The following is a 23,427-nucleotide window of genomic DNA, read 5'->3' as shown; positions in this document are numbered from 1 at the left end:
ACAACCGTACGGATGCGGGGCAGTCTGGTCAATCAGACCTATGTCGTCCAAGCACTCACTCAATCTTGCGATAAAAGGATGTATTTCATGACATACTCATTTTCCAAACCGTTGACTTTAGCTGCTGTTATGGCATTAGGTTTAGCGGGATGTAATAATAGCAGCCAGACCAGCACTGATGCGCCAGCAGATGATGCAGCGACGACAGAAACCACCACCAACGGTACGCTACAGAAAATCAAAGACTCTGGCACTATTGTCGTCGGTCACCGTGATTCCTCTATTCCTTTTTCTTATATCGCTGATGATCCTAACCAACCGATTGGCTATGCTCACGACTTGGAAATGAAAGTGGTTGAAGCAGTTAAGCAAAAGCTAAACATGCCAGACCTTAACGTTCGCTATAACCTAATCACTTCGCAGACTCGTATCCCATTGGTACAAAACGGCACGGTAGATTTTGAGTGCGGTTCAACCACCAATAACGAAGAACGTCAAAAGCAAGTCGCTTTCTCAAACGGTTTCTTTGAAATCGGTACGCGTCTGTTGACCAAAAAAGACTCTGGTATTCAAGATTTTGAAGACCTAAAAGGTAAAACTCTGGTAACGACAGCAGGCACGACTTCAGAGCGTTATATCCGTCAGTACAACGATGATAATAAGATGGATACCAATATCATCTCAGCAAAAGATCATGGCGAAGGCTTTCTAATGCTAGAAAATGGTCGCGCTGATGCCTTTATGATGGATGATGTGCTGCTTGCTGGCGAAAAAGCCAAAGCAAAAAATCCTGATGAATGGGTCATCGTCGGTACGCCGCAATCGTTTGAAATCTATGGCTGTATGATGCGCAAAGATGATCCTGAATTCAAAGCTGTGGTCGATGAAGCACTTGCTAATGTGTTTAGCTCAGGCGAAATCAATAGCATTTATGACAAGTGGTTCTTGAACCCAATCCCACCAAAGAACGTCAATCTAAACTTTGAGATGTCAGACAACTTAAAGGCCTTGATTGCCAATCCGCATGACAGCGCTCAGCCTAAAGAAGCAGCAGCGCAGTAACGCTCATTGTCCCTCAACATAGCTTGCCTATACGTTCAGATAGCCAGTAATTTTATTTGACGTATAGGCTTATCAATCGTTGCTCGGAGAGACAACCATGAATTATAGCTGGAACTGGGGTGTGCTCTTTGAGCAGACTGGTATTGGCAACGAGCTCTATATCCATTGGATGATCACTGGTCTTGGCTGGCTGCTATTGATTGGCAGTATTGCATGGGCCATTGCAATGGTCGTCGGTACTATCTTCGGTATCATGCGTACCTTGCCTAACAAGACCGCTCGTGCAATCGGTACGGCTTATGTAACATTTTTTCGTAATATTCCACTGCTTGTTCAACTGTTCTTTTGGTTTTATATCGCGCCTGGCTGGCTCACGCCGACGATACAAGAATGGTGGTATAAGGACTTATCTCCGAATACTTCAGCCATGTTGTCAGCTAGTATCGGTCTTGGCTTATTTACTGCTGCTCGTATCGTTGAACAGGTACGAACGGGTATTGAGTCATTACCAGATGGACAGATTAACGCGGCCTATGCATTAGGGTTTAGCATTCCACAGGTCTATAAAGAAGTACTGCTACCGCAGGCATTTCGTATTATCTTGCCACCGCTCAGCTCTGAGCTGACTAACTGTTTCAAAAACGCTTCTGTGGCCTCGCTAGTGGGGGTAATGGAGCTGATTAGCCAAACCAAAACCATCAGCGAATACACTCAAAATAGTATCGAGATATATACTTACGCGACGATTATTTATTTGGTTTTCAATTTATCCTTAATCGCTATTATGGGATTGATTGAACGTAAATTGCGTGTGCCTGGGCTTATTGCGGGAGGTCAGAAATGAATATGACCGAATTGGCAACAGCCTATCCTGGTTTGATGGGTGGCATGCTTACCACCTTAAAAGTGCTGTTTTTGGCTATTTTAGGCGGTATCAGTTTAGGAACAATATTAGCATTGATGCGTTTGTCAGGTATCAAAGCGCTTGAGATTCCAGCCAAACTATACGTCAATTACTTCCGCTCCGTGCCGCTGCTATTGGTATTACTGTGGTTCTACTTCGCTGTACCGATGATTTATCTTTGGGTAGCGGGTAAGTACCTGCAACTCGATGCTGCGTTTGCCTCTTGTGTGGTCGCATTTATGATGTTTGAGGCCGCTTATTTCTCAGAAGTAGTGCGTGCTGGTATTCAATCGATTGGTAGCGGGCAGGTCAATGCAGCCAAAGCGCTCGGCATGACTTATGGGCAGACCATGCGTCTGGTCATCTTGCCACAAGCCTTTCGTAAGATGCTTCCATTGATTTTGCAGCAATGTATTATTTTATTCCAAGATACGACACTGGTATTTGCCATTGGTTTGACAGACTTTTTCCGCGCAGCCTACGTTCGCGGTGAGCTAATGGGCTTACTCACGCCGTATATCTTAGGTGCTGGTGCTGTCTATTTTGTGATTAGCTTAAGTGCCTCTATTGGCGTGCAACAATTACAAAAGCGTTTGCGGTTTTAATTGAGCGTATTTTAATAGAGCTATCTCTTGCGCTTTTGAGTGTTGAGAGCTTGGATTGAGCGTTTGATTTACCTTTTTTAAATAATGATTATCGAAAATAATGTGGTTAGGAGCCAGTGATGAGCAATGCTGATACGTACTTAAATGCCTTTGGCGGGCTGGTTACCAATAGTGGTCATGCTAGTGATGAGATGGTCATTGAGATATCTAATGTCAGTAAGTGGTATGGAGACTTTCAAGTACTGACTGACTGTACGGCGCATGTACATAAAGGTGATGTCGTCGTCGTTTGTGGTCCATCGGGCAGTGGTAAATCAACTTTGATTAAGACAGTGAATGGACTTGAGCCTTTTCAAAAAGGTGACATCATGGTCAATGGTATCTCTGTCGGTGATCCAAAGACTAATCTACCTAAGTTACGCAGCCGTGTCGGCATGGTGTTTCAGCATTTTGAGTTGTTTCCACATTTGACTATTATTGATAATTTGACCGTGGCACAAATCAAAGTGTTGGGCCGTAAAGAGTCTGAGGCCAAACAAAAAGCGATGGCCTATCTAGACCGTGTTGGTCTGACGGTACAAGCGGCGAAATATCCAGCAGAACTCTCTGGTGGTCAGCAGCAGCGTGTTGCGATTGCACGAGCGTTGGCTATGGATCCAGTGGCAATGCTATTCGATGAACCAACCTCCGCGCTTGATCCTGAGATGATTCAAGAAGTGCTAGATGTGATGGTCGAGCTGACTCGTGATGGTATGACCATGATGTGCGTGACGCATGAGATGGGCTTTGCCAGTCAGGTAGCTAATCGTATTATCTTTATGGATGAAGGGCATATCGTAGAAAACTGTAGTAAGGATGAGTTTTTTGAAGGGGCAAAAAGTGACCGTGCGCAGATGTTCTTATCGAAGATTTTAAATCATTAAATACACTTTGATTTACGATTGTTTATAGCCGTATTTCTAAGATAAAGACATGTTCTAAAGCTTACTTTTCTTTCCACTGCTAATAATTATACAAAGCGCCCTATTAAAGACAGTTAAACGCTATCTTTAATAGGGCGCTTTGTATTGAGCTTTTTTTGTATAGCTGTTTGAAAAACGATTTAGAGCCTATGATTTTTACACAAAAGGAATTTGAATAAGATAGCTTTGAGACTATAAAGCCGCTGAAAATAGAGCGGGAATAGTCGCCGAATTAGAGAAATCGCAAACGGCAAAGGCAGATGTAATGGCTCATCTGATTAATAAAACAAGTTTGAAAAGATAGTAGTCATAATATAGATGAGTTTAATTTAATTTAACGCTATCAACTGAATTAGGATTGAATATGACGCTAAAACGAACCGTCGGCATACTACTGTTCAATGAAGTAGAAGTATTAGATTTTGCAGGACCTTTTGAGGTGTTTTCGTTGGCTGAAAATGCTGCCAGTGCTAGTGATGATAAGCACTTTGAGGTTATCACTATTGCCGAGAACCAAGCAACGATATCCGCTAGGAATGGTCTGCAAGTCATTCCTGACTATAGTTTTGCCAATCATCCAGACATTGATGTCTTAATCATCCCTGGTGGTTACGGTGCCGAAAAAACAGAAATATATAATAAGGTGGTAATTGACTGGATTATCACTCAAGCAAGTTTGGCAGAGCTGACGCTTTCAGTGTGTACAGGAGCGTTGCTGTTGGCTAAGGCAGGTTTATTAACTGGTAAGTCAGCAACCACGCACTGGATGGATTTGGATAATTTAGCATCTTATCCTGATATCGATGTGATCTCGCATACGCGTTTTGTAGATGCCAGTGATGATACTGGTAATATCATCACATCAGCGGGGATAAGTGCAGGCATACACGCAAGTCTATACTGTATAGAAAAATTAATAGATAGTGAAACCATGCGTGCAACAGCACATCGCATGGAGTTCGATATTGACTAAGTGAATTGTTAGATAGGTGAGTGAATGGCTGTTTACTGATACAATAGCGGTCAATATTTTTGATAATTAAAATAATTCATAAACCATATTGGAGTTTATATGAGCGTAGAAAACTTATCTGTAGCAACGAGCACAGTATCAAAAAAAGGTGTGGTTATTATTGGTGCAGGACTGGCAGGCTGGCATGTCATTGATACCATTCGTGCCAAAGACACAGAGATTCCAATCACATTAATCACAGCTGATAGTGGCGACCGTTATCATAAGCCAATGTTGACAATGGCAATCAGCCAAAACAAACGAGCATCAGACTTAGTACGAGCATCTGGTAGCGAAGCGGCTAACACAGCAGAAGTGACGTTGCTAGCCAATACGCAAGTGACAGATATCGATCCAGTGAGCCAAACTGTACAGGTGCGCTCTACTGCACAGTCAGATGATGCGCTGACGACTATTGGCTATGAGAAAATGGTACTGGCGATGGGCGCGCACCCTATCTTTCCTAAAAGTCTGCCACAAGATTTGGTCTGGCATGTCAATCATATCGAGCGCTTTAGTCAGCTACAAGAAAAGCTAGCAACAGGTAGCCAGCATGTTGCAATCGTTGGTGCTGGTATGGTGGGTACAGAAATCGCAGAAGACCTGCTCAAGGCTGGTCATAAAGTAACGCTCATTGATTTAAACGATGCACCGCTTTCGCAGATGCTACCAGCAAAAGCGACCGCACGTATAGCCAAAGCGATCGAGTCGCAAGGTATTCAATTCTTAGGTGGTTATCAAGTATCAGCTGTTACTCGTGTTGGCAGTAATGACGACGACAGCGAAGATGGCGAGAAACTACAAGTAGACTATGCCCCGTTATCATCGGATGCAGACAATACTGATACTCAGCTGCTCGAACCATTAATGGTAGATCATGTGATTGCCAGTACAGGTCTGACAGTCGATGAGCAATTACCTGCTGCGGCTGGTGTGGAATTCGATCGCCGTACGGGTATCGTGGTGGATGCAGCAACGTTGCGCACCAATGCAGCGAATATCTATGCCATCGGCGACTGTATGTCTATCAATGGGGTCGCTTGTCGTTACGTTGCGCCATTACGCGCGCAGGCTGCGACTATCGCTGATGATATCTTAGGTCATGAGCATAGTGGCTACGATCATAAGCCGCCGATGATTCGCCTAAAAAATAAAGCCATCTCTGTGATGGTGACGGGTGTACCGCAAGCGTCGGGCAACTGGCAAGTAAAGACTGAGAGTGATGATGAGCTAATCATGGATTTGCTCGATGATAATGAAGCCGTTAGCGCAACAGTAACGATTAAAGCGCCTGCAGTTCCTAAAGCATAACGATTGCAATACCGTCTTTTGAAAAACTAATAAAGGACATCATTTATAAGTGATGTCCTTTATTAGATGCTTTCCAGAGGACTTAGTTAAAAGACAATATTGATGATCGAGCCAGCCCATTCCTTATGATGTGGCTGGCTTTTTTGTGTCAAATATCTGCCATGATTCTATGCTACCTTTTACTAAGTAGAAACGCAGACTGACTAATTAAATGATACATACTGTATTGATATTGTTGACAGGCTTTCATTGATGGCGTTATAGTAGCTGAATGCTATGTAAGACCTGCCCAAGGAAGAAGGTTTGCACGCAGGCTATTAATAAGTGCTATTTATAAATAATATAAAAAGTAAAACGAAAGGACTCGTTATGACTCAAACTCCTGATTTCGATTCGACTCACGTTGACTTCGACACTATTTTAAACAACATCCCTAGTATCAATATGGGCGCACGCTCAGCCAATGCACCACTTACTCAAAGCTATGATAAAGGTCCTGATGTACCGCTGATTGAAGCGACAATCGGTGACTTTTTTGATGCTATCGTCTCCAAATATCCTGAGCGCGAAGCATTGGTCGTTCGCCATCAAAATATCCGCTGGACATATCGTGAGCTACAGCAGCAAGTCAACCAGCTAGCCAGTAGTATGATTGAGATGGGATTAGAGATTGGTGATCGTATCGGCATTTGGTCACACAACAATGCTGAGTGGTTGCTCATGCAGTTGGCCACGGCAAAAGTCGGCGTTATCCTCGTTAATATCAATCCTGCCTACCGCACTTTTGAGTTGCAATATGCCTTAAATAAACTGGGCTGCTCAGCGCTCGTACTGATGCGCCATTTCAAAACCAGTGACTATGCCAGTTTAATCCGTGAGCTATGCCCTGAGATTTACCACAAAGACTACACTCAGCTTGATTTGGTTGAGATTCCAACGATTGAACGTATCATTTGGATTGATGAGCCAGAGTCGGACGAGACCTTTGGTTTTATGCAAAAATTCTCTGCGTGGATGAGCGAGGGCGATGCCAACGATCCGCGTGTTGCTGAGCGTCAAGCCCAGCTTAAAAACACCGATGCTATCAATGTACAGTTCACCAGTGGTACGACAGGTACACCAAAAGGCGCAACCTTAAGCCATCGCAATATCTTAAATAATGGCTATTTCATTGGTGAGGCCATGAACCTTACCGAAGAGGATAGGCTGTGTATTCCAGTACCTTTGTATCATTGCTTTGGCATGGTACTTGGCAATCTAGCGATTCTCACGCATGGCGGTTGTATCGTATATCCAAACGACGGCTTTGAGCCATTAACCGTCTTACAGGCAGTCGAAGAAGAAAAGTGTACAGGTCTGCACGGCGTGCCAACGATGTTTATCGCAGAGCTTGACCATCCTGAATTTGAAAACTTTGATTTGTCTACCTTGCGTACGGGCATCATGGCTGGCTCTAGCTGTCCGATTGAAGTTATGCGCCGCGTCATCGATAAGATGCACATGAGCGAAGTTACTATTGCTTATGGTATGACAGAGACCAGTCCAGTATCTTGCCAGACCAATGAGCACACGCCACTTGATAAACAAGTCTCGACGGTAGGACTGGTACAACCTGCGCTTGAAGTGAAAGTCGTTGATACAGAAACAGGTGAAATTGTCCCGCTGGGTGAGACAGGTGAGTTGCTTACACGAGGCTATTCAGTGATGAAAGGCTATTGGGGCAGCCGCTTTAAAACGCGTGAAGCTATCCAAGATGGTTGGATGCATACGGGTGACTTGGCCACAATGGATGAAGATGGCTACGTAAAAATCGTCGGCCGTAGTAAAGACATGGTGATTCGCGGCGGCGAAAATATCTATCCAGTAGAAATTGAAAATTATCTCTATCGTCATCCAAAGATTCGTGATGTGCAAATCGTAGGTATACCAGATGAGCGTTATGGTGAAGTACTTGCGGCGTGGATTATTCCAAAAGAGCCTGGCTGCTTAACTGAACAAGAAGTACGCGAGTTCTGTAGCGAGCATATCGCTCACTATAAAGTGCCGACTTACTATCGCTTTGTGACTGAATATCCAATGACTATCACTGGAAAAATTCAAAAATATAAAATCATTGAGCAAATGAAAGAAGAGCTGGGTTTGTAGTAAGCTTACTTATCTGCTCTAAAAAACAAAAGACTAACCATATTCATTTCACTGTAAAAGTATTACAGCGTTAACCTCGCTTGAAGTATCACACATACATCTGCACTCGGTTGCCTTGTACTACTTTTAAATTGAATCGACTATATGTGAGCAACGCTTAAAAATAGTAGTTAGTATCATTTATATAAAAAGCTACTCACATCTACGTATCTATCTATGTATAAGAAAAAAAGGGATATCATGAGCGCTATCATAACCAGTAAACTGAGTCCAAACTCAAGCGATTTTCAGCAAAACAGTGCCGCGATGCAAGAGATAGTCGATGACTTGTATGTACACTTGCGTAAAGTTGCCCAAGGTGGCTCAGAGCGCGCACGAGCCAAGCATCTGGCGCGTGGTAAGCTGTTACCACGTGAGCGCGTCGAGCGTTTATTGGATGTAGGCACGCCGTTCCTAGAAGTGGCACCGATGGCTGCACATGATATGTATGGCGAAGAGATTCCGGCGGCTGGCGTGATTGCGGGTATCGGCCGTATCAATGGCATCGAATGTATGATTGTCTGTAATGATGCTACAGTAAAAGGCGGCACGTACTATCCAATGACGGTCAAAAAGCATCTACGTGCTCAAGAGATTGCACAAGAAAATCATCTGCCATGCGTTTATCTGGTTGATTCAGGTGGTGCAAACTTACCGAACCAAGATGATGTATTCCCTGATAAAGAGCATTTCGGCCGTATCTTTTTTAATCAAGCAAATCTGAGTGCGGCAGGCATTCCACAGATTGCTGTGGTCATGGGTAGCTGTACGGCTGGCGGTGCGTATGTTCCTGCCATGAGCGATGAGTCTATTATCGTCAAAGAGCAAGGTACTATCTTTTTGGGTGGTCCACCACTGGTAAAAGCAGCGACGGGTGAAGAGGTCACGGCAGAAGATTTGGGCGGTGGTGATGTACATACTAGACTGTCGGGCGTGGTTGATCATCTAGCGCAGAATGATACGCACGCGTTATCGATTGCCCGTAATATCGTCAGTCACCTAAATCGCCCTGCAAAAAATATTCCTAATCAAATCACACCGCGTCCGCCGCGTTATGATGCAAAAGAACTATATGGTGTGATTCCAACAGACAAGCGCAAGCCATTTGATATCAGAGAAATCATCGCGCGTATCGTTGATGACAGTGCCTTTGATGAGTTTAAAGCACGCTTTGGTACGACGCTGGTCTGTGGATTTGCTCATATCGAAGGGATACCTGTTGGTATTATTGCCAATAACGGTATCTTGTTCAGTGAGTCAGCGCAAAAAGGTACGCACTTCATCGAACTGTGCTGTAAACGCAAAATCCCATTAGTATTCCTGCAGAATATTACTGGCTTTATGGTTGGCCGCAAATACGAAAACGAAGGTATCGCTCGTCATGGTGCCAAGATGGTAATGGCGGTGGCTAATGCCAAAGTACCAAAATTCACGGTCATCGTCGGCGGCTCGTTCGGCGCTGGTAACTACGGTATGTGTGGCCGTGCTTATAGCCCGCGTTTCTTATGGATGTGGCCAAATGCCCGTATCTCTGTCATGGGCGGCGAGCAAGCTGCATCAGTACTGGCAACGGTCAAACGTGATAACTTTGATCGCAAAGGTGAAGCGTGGAGCGATGAGGACGAAGCGGCATTTAAATCGCCGATTCGTGAAATGTATGAAGAGCAAGGTCATCCGTACTATGCTACCGCACGTATGTGGGATGACGGCGTAATTGATCCTGCTGATACCCGTAATGTATTAGCTTTAGGTCTAAGCGCTGCATATAACGCGCCGATTGAAGAGACGACTTTTGGGGTCTTTAGAATGTAAGCGTTCTAAGGTCTTCTCATAATAAGCGACGACTACGTTAACCTCATTTAAAGTACGATTTGTACATCTACGCTTAGTCTTTGTACTTGGTTTTCTTGTATTAACATTATTATGGATTGACCAAGAGTTTGTTTGAGTATTTACATAAAAAAATATAGAGAAAGTTATGCGAAAAGACAGTGATAAGAATTATAAAAGCCTACTGGTTAAAGTGGAGCAGCACGTGGCGACAGTGACGTTGAATCGTCCTGAGATACGTAATGCTTTTAACGATGAAATGATTGCTGAGCTAACCGATGCATTCAATACGCTTGGTGCTGATGATGAGGTACGTGTCATTGTGCTAGCGGCTGCTGGCAAGGCTTTTTGTGCAGGTGCTGATCTCAATTGGATGCGTGCCATGGCGGACTATAGCTATGAAGAGAATCTAGCGGATGCTGATAAATTGGCGCAAATGCTTAAGACTATTTATGAATGTCCTAAGCCAACAGTTGCGGCTATTCAAGGCGATGTTTATGCAGGTGGCATGGGTTTAGTTGCTGTTTGTGATGTGGCTATCGCCGTTAAGATTGCTAATTTTTGCCTGAGTGAAGTGCGGTTAGGGTTAGCCCCTGCCACTATCAGTCCTTATGTTATCCGAGCGCTAGGTGCTAGAGCGTCGCAGCGTTATTTCTTAAGTGCTGAAGTATTTGATGCCAAAAAGGCGCGTCAGCTTGGTTTTATCCATGAGCGTGTTAGCGAAGAGTGGCTGGCCGATGAAGTGGCTGCGTTCTGTAATAAGGTCGTCAAAAATAGCCCTGACGCAGTTAAGACCTGCAAACAGCTATTACACGATGTCGCTGGTGCACCTATTACAGATGAGCTGATTGCTGACACGGTCAAAGGTATTGCTGATATTCGCTCATCAAAGCAAGGCCGCGAGGGGGTGCAAGCGTTTTTGCAAAAGCGTAAACCTGATTGGTTAATGGCAGACTAACTAGTAGTAGAACAATGATAGGCAAATGGGCAAATAGACAAGACGTCAAATAATAACGACAAGACACAGGGATAGTTATGTTTTCTAAAATTCTAATCGCCAACCGTGGTGAAATTGCTTGCCGAGTGGCTGCGACTGCTAAGCGTCTTGGCGTCAGTACCGTTGCTGTTTATTCTGATGCGGATCGTGAGGCCAAGCATGTGGCTGTCTGTGATGAAGCTATCTATTTAGGCGGTTCGGCACCGAAAGACAGTTATCTAAAAGGCGATGCTATTATTGCGATAGCGCTTGAGACTGGCGCCCAAGCAATCCATCCAGGATATGGGTTTTTAAGTGAGAACGCAGATTTTGCACAAGCCTGCCAAGATGCTGGCTTGGTGTTTATCGGTCCATCGGCGGATGCTATCCGTGCTATGGGCGGCAAGTCTGAGTCTAAGCGCTTGATGGAATCGGCTGGCGTGCCGCTGATACCGGGCTATCATGGTGATAACCAAGATGCACAGTTTTTGCAGCAGCAGGCAGATGCTATTGGTTATCCTGTCTTGATTAAAGCGAGTGCAGGTGGCGGCGGTAAAGGCATGCGTATCGTTGAAAAAAGTAGCGATTTTATTGATTTGTTAGACTCATGTCGCCGTGAAGCGATTACCAGTTTTGGCAATGATCAAGTATTGGTTGAAAAATACGCGCTAAAACCACGTCATATCGAAATCCAAGTATTCGGTGACACGCATGGTAATTATGTGCACCTGTTTGAGCGTGATTGCTCAGTACAGCGTCGCCATCAAAAAGTACTAGAAGAAGCGCCAGCGCCCGGTGTTGATACTGCCATGCGTGAAGCGATGGGAACAGCGGCAATCGAAGCTGCACGTGCAGTTGATTACGTGGGTGCAGGTACGGTTGAATTCATCGTTGAGCAGCGTGAAGACTCTATGAATTTTTATTTCATGGAAATGAACACGCGCTTGCAGGTTGAGCATCCAGTCAGTGAAGCCATTACGGGTGTCGATTTGGTTGAGTGGCAGCTGTTGGTTGCTGCAGGTCAGCCATTACCGAAAACGCAAGATGATCTAGCTATTAATGGTCATGCTATTGAGGCGCGTATCTGTGCTGAAAACCCTGACAATAATTTTTTGCCAGCGACAGGAACTTTATTCACTTATCAAAAGCCTGAGCATAGTACCTTTAACATTACTGATGTACGTATCGATGACGGCGTACGTGAGGGTGATGTGATCAGTCCTTTTTACGACTCTATGATTGCTAAGCTTATCGTCCATGCGCCTACGCGCGAGCAAGCGTTGGCGAGACTAGATCGTGCATTGGCACAGACGCGTATCGTTGGTCTGCCAAACAACGTGGCATTCTTACGTTATATTTTAAATACCGATTCATTTAGCAAAGCCAATCTTGATACGGCATTGATAGAGCGTGAGCAGGATAAGCTTTTTGACCAGCATCCTCTTGAATTATCGATGCTTGTGGTGACAGCTATTGCGCAGCAGCTTGCGAGTGAAGCGACCATGCAGGGCTCAGATCCGTTTAGCAAGCCAACGGGTTTCCGTGCTTATAGTGATTATACTCGTTCATTTAGCTTGGTTTATGATGAGCAAGCCTACAGTGCTCGCATCAGTAATTGGCATAATGCGAGTTGTGCTGATAGCAAAAAAGGCGGCGATAATCTCAGTAGTTTTACGCTCGTCATTAGAAGAGAAATTGCGAATACGCAGGATGATAACAATATCAATGTAGCGACTCAGACCGAAACGGTTTATGAAGGTCAGATCAGCTATGATAGCAGTGACGCGCACAATCATACCTTATGGTTAGAGGGTGCACGTATCAGTGCCCAAAGCTGGGTAAATAACGAGACAGTCTACGTATTCACAGACGGTGGTCGTGATGAAATTAGGCTTGTCGATGTGATGGCACATGTGGGTGAAGACACAGCAGCGGTTGGCAGTTTGAAATCACCAATGCCAGGACAAGTGGTTGCATTCAAAGTAGCGGTTGGCGATACTGTGAAAAAAGGCGAACCACTTGCCGTTATCGAAGCCATGAAAATCGAACATACGATTACCGCACCGACAGATGGTGTGGTAGCAGAGCTATTATTTGCAGCAGGTGACTTGGTCGCTGATGGTGATGAGCTACTGCGCATCGATAGTGAGAGCGCATAGCTGACGAAGCCTAATAAGAAAGCCTCATCAAAGCGCAAATAACAAAAAGGACGACAAGTATGAGCCATTTGTATCCAAGCCATGTCACCATTGTTGATGTCAGTCCACGTGATGGACTACAAAATGAATCCATGACGGTACCGACTGAAGTTAAGCAAACGCTCATTAATGATTTAATTGCGGCGGGTGTCAAAAAATTGGAAGCGACCAGTTTTGTTTCGCCAAAGTGGGTACCACAAATGGGTGATAACAGCGCGTTGCTCGACGCACTAGCACCGACGCGACAGACGGACGTTTACTACTCGGTACTGGTGCCCAATATGCGTGGCTTTGAAAATGCTATCGTACATCGCCCGGATGAAATCGTCATCTTTGGTTCAGCCAGCGAAACCTTTAGTCAAAAAAATATCAATTGTAGTATCGATGAGAGTATCGAACGTTTTGCACCAGTGGCTGCGGCAGCAAAAGCACAAGGCATCAAGGTACGTGGCGTGATTTCTTGTACGGTTGGCTGCCCCTATGAAGGCGAGATTGACCCTAGCCAAGTAGCTTATGTCACCAAGCGTCTGGTAGAGATTGGTTCAGAACAAATTGGCATTGCCGATACGATCGGTGTGGGCACACCGCTCAAAGTACAACGAGCGTTACAAGCTGCACTTGAGTATGCTGATATCTCTATGCTATCTGGGCATTTTCATGATACTTATGGCCAAGCGCTAAGCAATACTCTGGCTGCATTACAAATGGGTGTGAGTGAGTTTGATACCTCCGTCGCTGGCCTAGGTGGTTGTCCTTATGCCAAAGGCGCAACGGGCAATGTCGCGACCGAAGATGTGGTGTATATGCTGCATGGCATGGGTATTAGCACAGGTATCGATTTGGATAAATTGGTCGTGGCAGGCGAACGTATCAGTGATTTTTTAAAGCGACCAAATGGCTCAAATGTGGCACGTGCCATCATTAATAAACGCCATCAATAAACGTCAGTCTTAAATAGTATAGTCAATCCACTGTGAAGGTATGACAGCGTTAACCTCGTTTGAAGTATTCGATATACATCTACACTCGGTTGCCTTGTCACAGTTTCACATTGAGTTGACTATGACATTAAAAACGGTAGCAAAAATACAGTTATATTGGCTTTAAAAAACGGATTAAAATTCGAAAATTAAATACTAAAAACAAGGAATGGTTATGAGTTTACCTGGATTGAATTTTCAACTTGGCGAAGATATTGACGCCCTACGTGATGTCGTACAGCAATTTGCAGCAAACGAGATCGCTCCACGTGCTGCTGAGATTGATAGCAGTGATGAATTCCCAATGGATCTATGGCAAAAAATGGGTGACCTCGGTCTACATGGCATTACCGTTCCTGAAGAGTACGGCGGCTCTAACATGGGCTACGTCGCACATATGGTTGCGATGGAAGAGATTAGCCGTGCTTCGGCATCGGTAGCACTGAGCTATGGCGCACATTCTAATCTATGTATTAACCAAATCAAACGTAATGGCTCTGAAGAACAAAAGCAGAAATATCTGCCAAAACTAATCAACGGTGAATTCATCGGTGCATTGGCAATGAGTGAGACAGGCGCTGGCTCAGATGTGGTAAGTATGAAGCTAAAAGCAGAAGAAAAAGACGGTAGCTATATTTTGAACGGTAGCAAGATGTGGATCACCAATGGCCCTGATGCGGACGTGATGGTGGTCTATGCCAAGACCAATCCTGAAATGGGTGCAAAAGGCATGACGGCCTTTATCGTTGAAAAAGGCATGGAAGGCTTTGGTACCGCACAAAAGCTAGACAAGCTCGGCATGCGTGGTAGCCATACTGGCGAGATGACTTTTAATAATGTAAAAGTACCAAGTGAAAATATTTTAGGCGGTCTTAATGAAGGCGTTAAGGTATTGATGAGTGGCCTAGATTATGAGCGCGCTGTATTGGCTGCAGGTCCTATTGGTATCATGCAAGCAGTGATGGACAATGTTGTGCCTTATATCCACGATCGTAAACAGTTTGGTCAAGCGATCGGTGAGTTCCAGCTTATCCAAGGTAAAGTTGCGGACATGTATACGATACTGCAAGCCGGTCGTAGTTTCTTATACACCGTTGGCAAGAATTTGGACATGTTGGACGCGCGCGGTGAGGGTCATAGTCGAGAAGTGCGTAAAGATTGCGCCAGTGTGATTCTATGGTGTGCTGAAAAAGCCACATGGATGGCAGGCGAAGGAATTCAAATATTTGGCGGCAACGGCTATACCAATGAGTATCCACTCGGTCGCTACTGGCGTGATGCCAAGCTGTATGAAATTGGCGCAGGTACCAGTGAAATTCGTCGTATGCTAGTCGGTCGTGAGCTGTTTAACGAGACCAAATAGGAAAGTATTGGGGAAATAGCTAGCATACGTTAGCTATTTTTTGATAGTAAAATAAAAAAGCAGCACGTTCAAAACGTGCTGCTTTTTTCATGTCAACGTCAAACCGAATTATCTATAAGCGGTTAAGACTTATTGCGATAATCAAAGTATCTTGCCAAACCATTTAGTAATAAATCATCACGTAAGCGCACTGGGCGATTAACATGCTGGGAGATAATGGATGCATCACCACCTGTCATAATCAATTCAAAATTAGGGTGACGATGGCTAATCTCATTAATCGCGCCGACGATAGAGAGCAAAATACCGCGATGTACCGCGTCTTGAGTGGTCAAGCCTTGGTTGACGCTATCAAAAGTACCGTTCGAGATAGTGATTTGCTTAGTACCAGAGAACAGTGATTCACGTTGCAGGTAGATGCTGGGAAAGATATAACCACCCAAATGCTCAGCATGATCAATCAAATCAATGGTCACTGCTGTACCGCAACCAATCACACATTGACGTTTTTTCTTATCGACCGCACCGAGCATCTGTAGCCAACGATCACAGCCGAGCTGCTGATCATTGTAAGCACTTTTCATCAGCGCATGTGCTGCATCGACATGGACAAACTCAAACGGAATATTCAAACGACTGAGTGTCTCTGATACTTTGGCATTGAGATTGTCACCCAATACTGATGAGATACCAATAAAGTCAGGCGCATAACGCTCAAAACGATCTGTCAGACCCATAAGTAGTTCGGCAGGCGCTTGCAAATGCTGCTTAGCATCATGCGCGACTATTTGTCCGATATCATCGGTTAGCCAGTATTTTAGGCGGGTATTTCCAAGATCAAGCCAGAGCATAAAAGTCCCTTTATATAGTGCTCGTTAATGATGGTGTTCATCAATATAGTTGTCTAAGCCTAATAAATAACGTCGATGCGTCCAGTAAAAAGCGTAGAAATCTTACCGCTATCTTGGCGCAATTGCAAACAGCCATGTGTGTCGACACCGCAAGCGATTCCCGTTATGACTTTTTCTTCGTTATTATAGTCTTGCGTGACGCGTAAGCGAAGACCTGATAGCGCATCCATCATCGCAAACTGCTCCAAAAAACTATCCAAATAATAAGTATGACCCGTTGGCTGTTCTATGCCCAAGTGCTCAAAGCGTGTCATCGCCGCCATCAATGCTTTGCTCATCTGCTGATAGAGCATTGGTAGATCTGGTAGGCTCGCAGACCGTGACTCTAAAGGCAGCCTCTCATTAATGTCTTGTAAGCTAATCGCTTGGTAGCTCATACCTTCAGACGTTTGTGTGGTGAGCTTTGGTGCTGCTTGTACGTTTAAGCCAATGCCTAGCACCACACCGACCAGCCTGCCAGCTTTCGTCACTGGCTCTATCAAAATCCCAGCCAGTTTATTAAAGGGTAGTGTACGCTGATTCGCGGCGGCGTTATCCGATGGTACAAGATGAGCCTCTTGAGTGGGATAAAACCCCAAGTCATTTGCCCACTTCACCCCAATTGGCGTCAGTCCTTGTGCTTGTAGTTGCTCGTTCAGCGTTTGAATGACGGGCATTTTTGCCAGCTCAAGACCAATGATTAGCGATAGCAAGCCACTGATTGGCATATGCACAGGATGATATAGCGACAGATAGACATTACCACGCGGTGATTGCCACGAGCGCCCGTGCTGTCCACGACCTGCGCTTTGGGTTTCCGCGGTCAAAACGTGTACGGTGGCGACATCTAACGACCCGTTTTGCAAGGCTTCTATCAGCTCGCTATTGGTCGAGGCGCTACTAGCCACATGACGGTGATTGAGCTCGGATAAATAGGGAGAAAAACTAGTGAGTGGCGGCATAAGTTTAGTCGATGTGGTTAAAGGAAACTTTGATATACTGAGCGATTGTTGCGGTCAGACAGTATCGAGTAAACAGCATAAAGGTCGCGTTGAGATTTGGCAAATACAATTAAGCACGCCTAAGCGCTAGTGAGTACTATAGCGCCAGTCAGTATTATAAAAGGTTCGTTCTATGATGTTATATGTGTGGTTTGTGATTGCAGGCGCGTTTGCCGGTGTCAGCGCGGGCTTGTTTGGCGTCGGTGGTGGCATGATTATCGTGCCGGCTTTGGTCTGGATTTTTACCGCTTATGACTTTTCGCCAGAAGTAATCACCCATTTGGCCATCGGGACGTCACTGGCGACCATCGTTGTGACCTCAATCAGCTCACTGACTGCACATAACAAGCGCGGCGGCGTGCGCTGGGAAGTATGGCGCAAGATGGCGCTTGGATTGGTCATCGGTAGTTTGGTCGGCGCTGGTATCGCGGATATGATTGATGGGCAAGCGCTACAGGCTATCATTGGTTTCGGTGCGCTATTGGTTGCTCTAAAAATGCTGTTCTTTTCGAATAAAGAGCAGGTGGGTAAACCGTTACCATCGGCCGGCATCCAGTTTGGTGCAGGTACTGGCATTGGGATGGCGTCATCCATTTTTGGTATTGGCGGCGGCAGTCTAACCGTACCGTTCTTGAACTGGGCAGGGCTGCCGATGAAACAATCGGTCGGCACGTCAGCAGCGTGCGGTCTACCAATTGCATTGGCTGGGGCAGCAGGCTTTGCTTGGTTCGGTCAAGACGTAGTCAATCTGCCCGAGGGCACGATAGGGTTTGTCCATGTCACAGGGTTCTTGTTTATTTCAGTCGCTAGCTTTGCCATGGCAAAAGTCGGTGCCAAGCTTGCCCATATCTTACCTGCGCTGATGCTTAAGCGCGCATTTGGAGTGTTATTAATATTTGCTGGAGGGCAGTTATTATTGAGTGGATTGGGTGTTTTATAGTAATAATGAGTTTTTATAAAATTAGTATGCAAACCGTGAGAAATTATTAGTATGAAAGCTGCAGAAAAATACCGCCGTGTTTTCGGCTCAATGAATCATCTAAAAGACCAATTATCATGGACGACGGGTCTCTCTAATATGGTAGAGTTTTTGGCATGGGAGCCGCAGCGTATTTTAGGTATTACTAAAAAACAATACGTACGCCAAATCATTGAGTGGGCGACTCACCCAGAGTTAAAAGATAAAAATATAGAAGAGATTGAGCAATCAGTCATCAAAAAGCTCAATACAAAAATGAATGAAACTGAGCAGCTAGAGACGTATTCAACGCAAACGATGGGTATCTGTAATGCGAGAGAAGCCGTGCGTCGCGTAACGTTCTTTTCTGAAGACTATCTAAATAAAGAATTCGATATCTTTTTGAGTTTGTGCAGTGATGTCTACTTGGATTTGTTTTATCGTAAATTTATTAGCTTCGAGCCAAGTGGGTCATGGTCGACACACGGTAATAGCGGCATGTTTGAAAACAGTACAGAGCTAAAAGCAATGTATATGGACAACCTCGCCTATAACCATCAGGCGAATGTGCTGATAGCCAATGAGTTAAAACTCGCTGGTCGGAAAAACCCAGACCCAATCCTAAAATACTGCTTGATGTATGAGCACTTATTAGAAAAGGGCTTTATCGATAAAGGGGCAAAGTTTTTGCTGTTATTTATCGGTGGTGACGCACTAAAGCAAAACAAGCAAACACTCGTAGATCGGGAGCTGGCTCTATGTCATAAACGTCCAAGGAAATATCAGCATTTACTAAGACCAGAGCTGTTAAAAATAGTTGATCATTTAGAAGTGGCAAGTATCTCTTGGGCAGCCTTTATCGAGTTTAATAATCGCTACTTAGCAGAAAATAGCGTCTGCCAAGTGGAGCAAAAACTGCTGCGAGGGTTCCATCAAAGCCTTGAATCAAAATCGTTTATACACTTAGCAGTTTAACCCTAAAAACCCAGCACAATTTCAGGTAGAATAGCCGCCTGTTTTTGCTAAGTTTATTGACTCTTCATGCGTTTAAAATCTCTAAAGCTGGCAGGCTTCAAATCCTTTGCCAATCCAACCACTTTTACTTTTCGTCATGGTATCACCGCCATCGTCGGGCCGAACGGCTGTGGCAAATCCAATGTGATTGATGCCATTCGCTGGGTGCTAGGCGAAACCTCAGCCAAGCAGTTACGCGGCGGGGCGATGAGTGATGTTATCTTTGCCGGTACGCAAGATAAGACAGCCAAAAGCGTCGCCAGTGTCGAGCTGACTTTTGAGCATACCCAAGATGAGCAGACTGGTATTCGCCACGAGTTTAACTTGTACCAAGAGTTATCGGTTCGCCGTCAGGTAAATAAGGATGGCCGCTCAGATTATTTTATCAATGGTACGCGTTGCCGCCGCCGTGATGTGGTTGATGTGTTTTTAGGTACGGGACTGGGTGCACGTAGCTATGCGGTGATTGAGCAAGGCATGATTGGGCGTATCGTTGAGTCTAGCCCCGTGCAGCTGCGTGAGTTTATTGAAGAGGCGGCAGGTGTCTCACGCTATCAGGCTCGCCGTGAAGAAACACAAAAGAAGTTAGAGAAAACAAAAGACAATCTAGCTCGCCTGCACGATATGCAAAGCGAATTACTGCGTCAACAAAAGACACTGTCTAAGCAGGCAGCTAGTGCGCAGCGTTACGAAGAGCTCGCCTTAACACTGGCTGATATCGAGCAGCAGCTCACCATTCAGCAGCTTTATCAAGCCAAGCAAACGCATCAACAGCAGAAAGTAGCGCATGAACGTAGTGCTACGGAGGTGTCGACACTACAAGCTGACTACGACACGCTCAAAGCTCAGCAAGATAAGCTCACTGCGCGTATCAATCAAGAGCAATGGCTCAAAGACGATGCCCAAAGCGCTCACTATCAGCAGCAGCTCGGCTATCAACAAGCGGAACATAAGCTAAGTGATGCTAAGTCACAGCTAGCTACTATTGAGCAGCAACTGTCTGGCTTGGCTCAGCAGCGTGCGCAATCACTCGCTGATATCGAACGGCTCAACGCTGAACAAGCTGAGCAGAATCAAGCGTTAGAAGCGTTACGTCCGCAGCTTATTGAGCTGACAGACAAACGCGATAACTATAAGCGTAATGAGCAGCCACTACAACGCGCGTGGCATGAAGCGCAAAACAATCTGTCACGCTTACAAGATAAAGCCCGTTCGCTTGAGCAGCAGCAAGCTATTAACGCTCAAGCACAGAACCGCCATCAGCAAAGCCATGATAAATGGCAACGCCGCGAGCAAAACTGGCAAAACCTGTGGCAGCAATTACAGCAGTCTATAGCGCCATTTGACCGTACTAATGTGAGTAAGACGGATAATGAGCAAGATTTAAGTCAACTGCTAGAACAGCAAGTCACTGAGCTAAACACACAGTTGCAGCAGGTTGAGCGTCAATACGAAGCCGTCGATGAACGATTATCAGAGATACAACAGCAAGCGCATAGTTTGCAGCAGAGACTAAACGCACAACAGAGTGAGCTAAGCAATAATGAAAAGCGTCACGCGCTACTGGCAGGCGAATACGATACACTGCATCAGATATTGCATCCGAAACCTACACAACAGCAATCAGCAAATACGAAAGTTACCGCGACAGATAATGTAGATAACGATGGTATACATCATCAGCCGTTAGCCATTGCAACGCTACGTGAGCAGATTGAGCTAAGTGCGAAGGGGCAGGAGTATGCACCGCTACTCGATAGTATCCTAGCATTGTGGCTAGATAGCCATGTGCTGGCTGCTAATCAACAAGCTAATCAAACTAAACAATCAGACGCTAATAATGCTACTGGCGTTTCTCAAAGAGCCGATAGCTTGTGGCAAGCTCTTGAGCATGACGTTGCAGATTTACTAACTTATCAAACAGCACAAAATACGTCTGCCAGTGCAAAAGATAAAACTCTAGTAGAGACGGGTCATAGCTTATGGTTGCCTACTGCGCAAAATAGCATCAGTGACCATAATTTTGTCAGCGAATTGCCAGACAGTTTGATTGATAAAGTATTGCCGTTATCGCAGTTGATTAAACAGCCTACATTAGCGCTTTGGCAGCAATGTTATATATATACAGCGCAGTTTGAGACCAGTGAGCAGCATGAGATTGATACTCTTGCTAATGTACTAAAGTCATTACCATCGTCCGCTATTTTACTTACCGAAGATGGTTGGCTGATCAGTCGTCATGGAACGATTAATTTAATCAAATTCGCTGGTGCGCAAGATAGTCAAAGTGATAGCAGCAGTCAATTTCTCACGCAGCGTTTGCAGCAGCGCACTCGTTTGCAAGCGTTAGAAGACTTGCTTGATGAGTTTGAAACCAAAATACACCATCAGCAAAAATCTATTGCAAAAAATCAGCGCGATTATGATGCGTTAATGGTTAGCTTAGAAGAGACGCGTGCGCAAGCTGAGCAGTTAACCCGTGATAAGCATAAATATCAGCAGCAACTGACGACCGAGCGAGCCAATGCCGAGCGCTTGCAAGCGGATAGCCAGCGTCTGAACGCTGATAAAGCAACGCTTGAGCAAGAAAAGCAAGAACTGGCGCAAGAGCAACAAACCCTTGAGCAAGAACAACAGCACATTGAAAGCGAGATCGCTACGCTAACGCCGCAAATAGCAGAGGCACGAGCGACAACTCAGCAACTGCAAGCTGAGCGCAGCGAGCTAAACCGTGCGCGTCAAGCTGATGATGACGCGTGGCAAGCATTACAGCTGCGTATTCAGCAATACGAGATGCGCTTGGAGCATAGTGTTAGTAGTCTGGCTCGTGCGACTGAGCAACACGACAACTCGTTAGAGAATGAGCAAAGTCTACAGACGCGTCACGATCAGCAGCAGGCCAAATTGCCGGAGCTACAAGCAGCGCTACAGTCTGCACAGGTAACGCGCGATGAGCAGCAAGTGCTATTGAACGAGCGTGATACTGCGCTAACAGCACTAAAACAAACGTACGCTGAGCAGCAGACAGCATTTGATACATTGCAAAATACATTGCAAATGCAGCAAAACGAGCTTGCCCATCATGCTACTGAGCTGGCACTGAGTGCGGCGCGCTTGGAAGATGCTAGCGCACACACGCAGAGCGCTTTAGATGCCTACTATCGTGTAAGTTATAAATATAAAGCGCAAGCAGAGCAACCGCAACAAAGCATGAGCGTCTCAAACCTGCTAGCAGATTTTATCGCTCATGATCGCCGTGTCCGTCCAGACAAAATCGCTGAGCTAGAGTCCGAGCGAGCTAAGTTAACCCAGCAGTTGAGCAAGATTGGGCCAGTCAATTTGGCAGCGGTCGCAGAGTTGGCCGAAGTGAATGAACGCCTAGAGCCACTCGCACAGCAGACGGCAGATATCGCGGCCAGTATGCAGACATTGACTGAAGCGATTGCCTCTATTGATGAGACGACCAAGACGCTGTTTATGCAGACGCTTGATGCGGTCAATAATGAGCTGGCCAATTTATTTGCCAAAGTCTTTGGCGGTGGACAAGCTAGCCTGACGTTGAACACTGACGAGATGCCAGCCAATACGCCAAAGTCGGAACAATGGCGGGCAGGGCTTACCTTGATGGCGCAGCCGAAGGGCAAACGTAATAGTCGCTTAGCGGTATTATCGGGCGGTGAAAAAACCCTTACAGCGCTGAGTTTGATTTTTGCGATATTTAAGCAGCATCCTGCACCGTTCTGTGTGCTTGACGAGGTCGATGCACCGCTTGATGATGCAAACGTTGCGCGCTTTACCAGTCTCATTCATGAGCTAGCAGATGATTTACAGTTTATTTTTATCAGTCATAATAAACTGACGATGCAAATTGCTGATGAGCTAAAAGGTATTACCATGCCAAGTGCGGGCATTTCTACACTCGTCAGTGTGTCGCTCGATGAAGCTGCGCGTTACGTAGAGAGCTAAGCGTAAAATAGCCGACACTAAAAGTGCTATGAGAATCAGCGCGATGCAAATATAATCAATCAATTGGCATAAATGCAAATAAGCTTGACCTCAGTCCAGCATACTGGTTATAAAGTACACAATGTGGTGACGATATAGGTCAGCCATGCTAGAATATTGCCATTTATGCTCGTTTGTGTATTCCCTTTTGTTATATATACTAGGATGTATT

The 23,427-nt window shown here is 45.3% G+C and carries 17 protein-coding genes; 15 read left to right on the top strand and 2 right to left on the bottom strand.

Features of this window, described 5'->3' with window-relative positions:
* The first annotated feature begins 87 nt into the window (after positions 1 to 87).
* The 12 genes from Q0788_RS05415 (at position 88) to Q0788_RS05360 (ending at position 15,387) form a co-directional block, all read left to right on the top strand.
* On the top strand, positions 88 to 1,062 hold the full coding sequence (locus Q0788_RS05415) for a glutamate/aspartate ABC transporter substrate-binding protein (RefSeq protein WP_180958124.1): 975 nt from the start codon (positions 88 to 90) through the stop codon (positions 1,060 to 1,062).
* Between the two features lie 97 nt (positions 1,063 to 1,159).
* Positions 1,160 to 1,906, top strand: a complete 747-nt coding sequence (locus Q0788_RS05410; protein WP_057758328.1) for an amino acid ABC transporter permease — start codon at positions 1,160 to 1,162, stop codon at positions 1,904 to 1,906.
* Positions 1,903 to 2,571, top strand: coding sequence for an ABC transporter permease subunit (locus Q0788_RS05405; RefSeq protein ID WP_102091653.1), 669 nt, complete (start codon positions 1,903 to 1,905; stop codon positions 2,569 to 2,571). Before Q0788_RS05410 ends, Q0788_RS05405 begins: the two co-directional genes overlap by 4 nt.
* 191 nt (positions 2,572 to 2,762) lie before the next feature.
* Positions 2,763 to 3,494 (top strand): amino acid ABC transporter ATP-binding protein, encoded by a 732-nt coding sequence (locus Q0788_RS05400; protein ID WP_057762314.1) that lies wholly within the window; start codon positions 2,763 to 2,765, stop codon positions 3,492 to 3,494.
* 403 nt (positions 3,495 to 3,897) lie between these two features.
* Complete coding sequence (locus Q0788_RS05395) at positions 3,898 to 4,506, top strand: DJ-1/PfpI family protein (protein ID WP_298808555.1); 609 nt, start codon at positions 3,898 to 3,900, stop codon at positions 4,504 to 4,506.
* Positions 4,507 to 4,605: 99 nt separating this feature from the next.
* Positions 4,606 to 5,856, top strand: coding sequence for an FAD-dependent oxidoreductase (locus Q0788_RS05390; RefSeq protein WP_298808552.1), 1,251 nt, complete (start codon positions 4,606 to 4,608; stop codon positions 5,854 to 5,856).
* 369 nt (positions 5,857 to 6,225) lie between these two features.
* On the top strand, positions 6,226 to 8,001 hold the full coding sequence (locus Q0788_RS05385) for an AMP-binding protein (RefSeq protein ID WP_238050806.1): 1,776 nt from the start codon (positions 6,226 to 6,228) through the stop codon (positions 7,999 to 8,001).
* 240 nt (positions 8,002 to 8,241) lie between these two features.
* On the top strand, positions 8,242 to 9,852 hold the full coding sequence (locus Q0788_RS05380; protein WP_298808509.1) for a carboxyl transferase domain-containing protein: 1,611 nt from the start codon (positions 8,242 to 8,244) through the stop codon (positions 9,850 to 9,852).
* A gap of 166 nt (positions 9,853 to 10,018) precedes the next feature.
* Positions 10,019 to 10,828 (top strand): enoyl-CoA hydratase/isomerase family protein, encoded by an 810-nt coding sequence (locus Q0788_RS05375; protein WP_298808507.1) that lies wholly within the window; start codon positions 10,019 to 10,021, stop codon positions 10,826 to 10,828.
* Positions 10,829 to 10,905: 77 nt separating this feature from the next.
* Positions 10,906 to 13,005 carry an acetyl/propionyl/methylcrotonyl-CoA carboxylase subunit alpha gene (locus Q0788_RS05370; protein ID WP_298808506.1) on the top strand — a complete coding sequence of 700 codons (2,100 nt, stop codon included), beginning with the start codon at positions 10,906 to 10,908 and terminating at the stop codon, positions 13,003 to 13,005.
* A 59-nt stretch (positions 13,006 to 13,064) separates the two neighbouring features.
* Positions 13,065 to 13,985, top strand: a complete 921-nt coding sequence (locus Q0788_RS05365) for a hydroxymethylglutaryl-CoA lyase (RefSeq protein ID WP_298808504.1) — start codon at positions 13,065 to 13,067, stop codon at positions 13,983 to 13,985.
* Between the two features lie 214 nt (positions 13,986 to 14,199).
* A complete protein-coding gene (locus Q0788_RS05360; protein WP_298808503.1) occupies positions 14,200 to 15,387 on the top strand; it encodes an isovaleryl-CoA dehydrogenase in 1,188 nt (395 codons plus the stop codon).
* 122 nt (positions 15,388 to 15,509) lie between these two features.
* Here Q0788_RS05360 and Q0788_RS05355 read toward each other — a convergent pair whose 3' ends face one another.
* Positions 15,510 to 16,238 (bottom strand): pantothenate kinase, encoded by a 729-nt coding sequence (locus Q0788_RS05355; protein ID WP_298808501.1) that lies wholly within the window; start codon positions 16,236 to 16,238, stop codon positions 15,510 to 15,512.
* 59 nt (positions 16,239 to 16,297) lie between these two features.
* On the bottom strand, positions 16,298 to 17,239 hold the full coding sequence (locus Q0788_RS05350) for a biotin--[acetyl-CoA-carboxylase] ligase (RefSeq protein WP_298808499.1): 942 nt from the start codon (positions 17,237 to 17,239) through the stop codon (positions 16,298 to 16,300).
* Positions 17,240 to 17,414: 175 nt separating this feature from the next.
* Between Q0788_RS05350 and Q0788_RS05345 the strand changes: the two genes are divergently transcribed.
* From Q0788_RS05345 to Q0788_RS05335, 3 genes are all read left to right on the top strand, one after another.
* Positions 17,415 to 18,218 (top strand): sulfite exporter TauE/SafE family protein, encoded by an 804-nt coding sequence (locus tag Q0788_RS05345; protein WP_193834220.1) that lies wholly within the window; start codon positions 17,415 to 17,417, stop codon positions 18,216 to 18,218.
* A 51-nt stretch (positions 18,219 to 18,269) separates the two neighbouring features.
* The gene (locus tag Q0788_RS05340; protein WP_298808497.1) at positions 18,270 to 19,211 is read left to right on the top strand and encodes a hypothetical protein; all 942 of its coding nucleotides are present in this window, start codon (positions 18,270 to 18,272) and stop codon (positions 19,209 to 19,211) included.
* Positions 19,212 to 19,277: 66 nt separating this feature from the next.
* Positions 19,278 to 23,216, top strand: a complete 3,939-nt coding sequence (locus tag Q0788_RS05335; protein WP_298808495.1) for an AAA family ATPase — start codon at positions 19,278 to 19,280, stop codon at positions 23,214 to 23,216.
* Positions 23,217 to 23,427 lie beyond the last annotated feature (211 nt).

Source organism: uncultured Psychrobacter sp., from assembly GCF_947500265.1.
Classification (GTDB): Bacteria; Pseudomonadota; Gammaproteobacteria; order Pseudomonadales; family Moraxellaceae; genus Psychrobacter.
This window is presented reverse-complemented; position numbering and strand designations above follow the sequence as displayed.

Excerpts from the sequence above, each read along its gene's own strand:
- Q0788_RS05415 (WP_180958124.1), top strand. The coding sequence starts at position 88 with ATGACATACTCATTTTCCAAACCGTTGACTTTAGCTGCTGTTATGGCA.
- Q0788_RS05410 (WP_057758328.1), top strand. The coding sequence starts at position 1,160 with ATGAATTATAGCTGGAACTGGGGTGTGCTCTTTGAGCAGACTGGTATT.
- Q0788_RS05405 (WP_102091653.1), top strand. The coding sequence starts at position 1,903 with ATGAATATGACCGAATTGGCAACAGCCTATCCTGGTTTGATGGGTGGC.
- Q0788_RS05400 (WP_057762314.1), top strand. The coding sequence starts at position 2,763 with ATGGTCATTGAGATATCTAATGTCAGTAAGTGGTATGGAGACTTTCAA.
- Q0788_RS05395 (WP_298808555.1), top strand. The coding sequence starts at position 3,898 with ATGACGCTAAAACGAACCGTCGGCATACTACTGTTCAATGAAGTAGAA.
- Q0788_RS05390 (WP_298808552.1), top strand. The coding sequence starts at position 4,606 with ATGAGCGTAGAAAACTTATCTGTAGCAACGAGCACAGTATCAAAAAAA.
- Q0788_RS05385 (WP_238050806.1), top strand. The coding sequence starts at position 6,226 with ATGACTCAAACTCCTGATTTCGATTCGACTCACGTTGACTTCGACACT.
- Q0788_RS05380 (WP_298808509.1), top strand. The coding sequence starts at position 8,242 with ATGAGCGCTATCATAACCAGTAAACTGAGTCCAAACTCAAGCGATTTT.
- Q0788_RS05375 (WP_298808507.1), top strand. The coding sequence starts at position 10,019 with ATGCGAAAAGACAGTGATAAGAATTATAAAAGCCTACTGGTTAAAGTG.
- Q0788_RS05370 (WP_298808506.1), top strand. The coding sequence starts at position 10,906 with ATGTTTTCTAAAATTCTAATCGCCAACCGTGGTGAAATTGCTTGCCGA.
- Q0788_RS05365 (WP_298808504.1), top strand. The coding sequence starts at position 13,065 with ATGAGCCATTTGTATCCAAGCCATGTCACCATTGTTGATGTCAGTCCA.
- Q0788_RS05360 (WP_298808503.1), top strand. The coding sequence starts at position 14,200 with ATGAGTTTACCTGGATTGAATTTTCAACTTGGCGAAGATATTGACGCC.
- Q0788_RS05355 (WP_298808501.1), bottom strand. The coding sequence starts at position 16,238 with ATGCTCTGGCTTGATCTTGGAAATACCCGCCTAAAATACTGGCTAACC.
- Q0788_RS05350 (WP_298808499.1), bottom strand. The coding sequence starts at position 17,239 with ATGCCGCCACTCACTAGTTTTTCTCCCTATTTATCCGAGCTCAATCAC.
- Q0788_RS05345 (WP_193834220.1), top strand. The coding sequence starts at position 17,415 with ATGTTATATGTGTGGTTTGTGATTGCAGGCGCGTTTGCCGGTGTCAGC.
- Q0788_RS05340 (WP_298808497.1), top strand. The coding sequence starts at position 18,270 with ATGAAAGCTGCAGAAAAATACCGCCGTGTTTTCGGCTCAATGAATCAT.
- Q0788_RS05335 (WP_298808495.1), top strand. The coding sequence starts at position 19,278 with ATGCGTTTAAAATCTCTAAAGCTGGCAGGCTTCAAATCCTTTGCCAAT.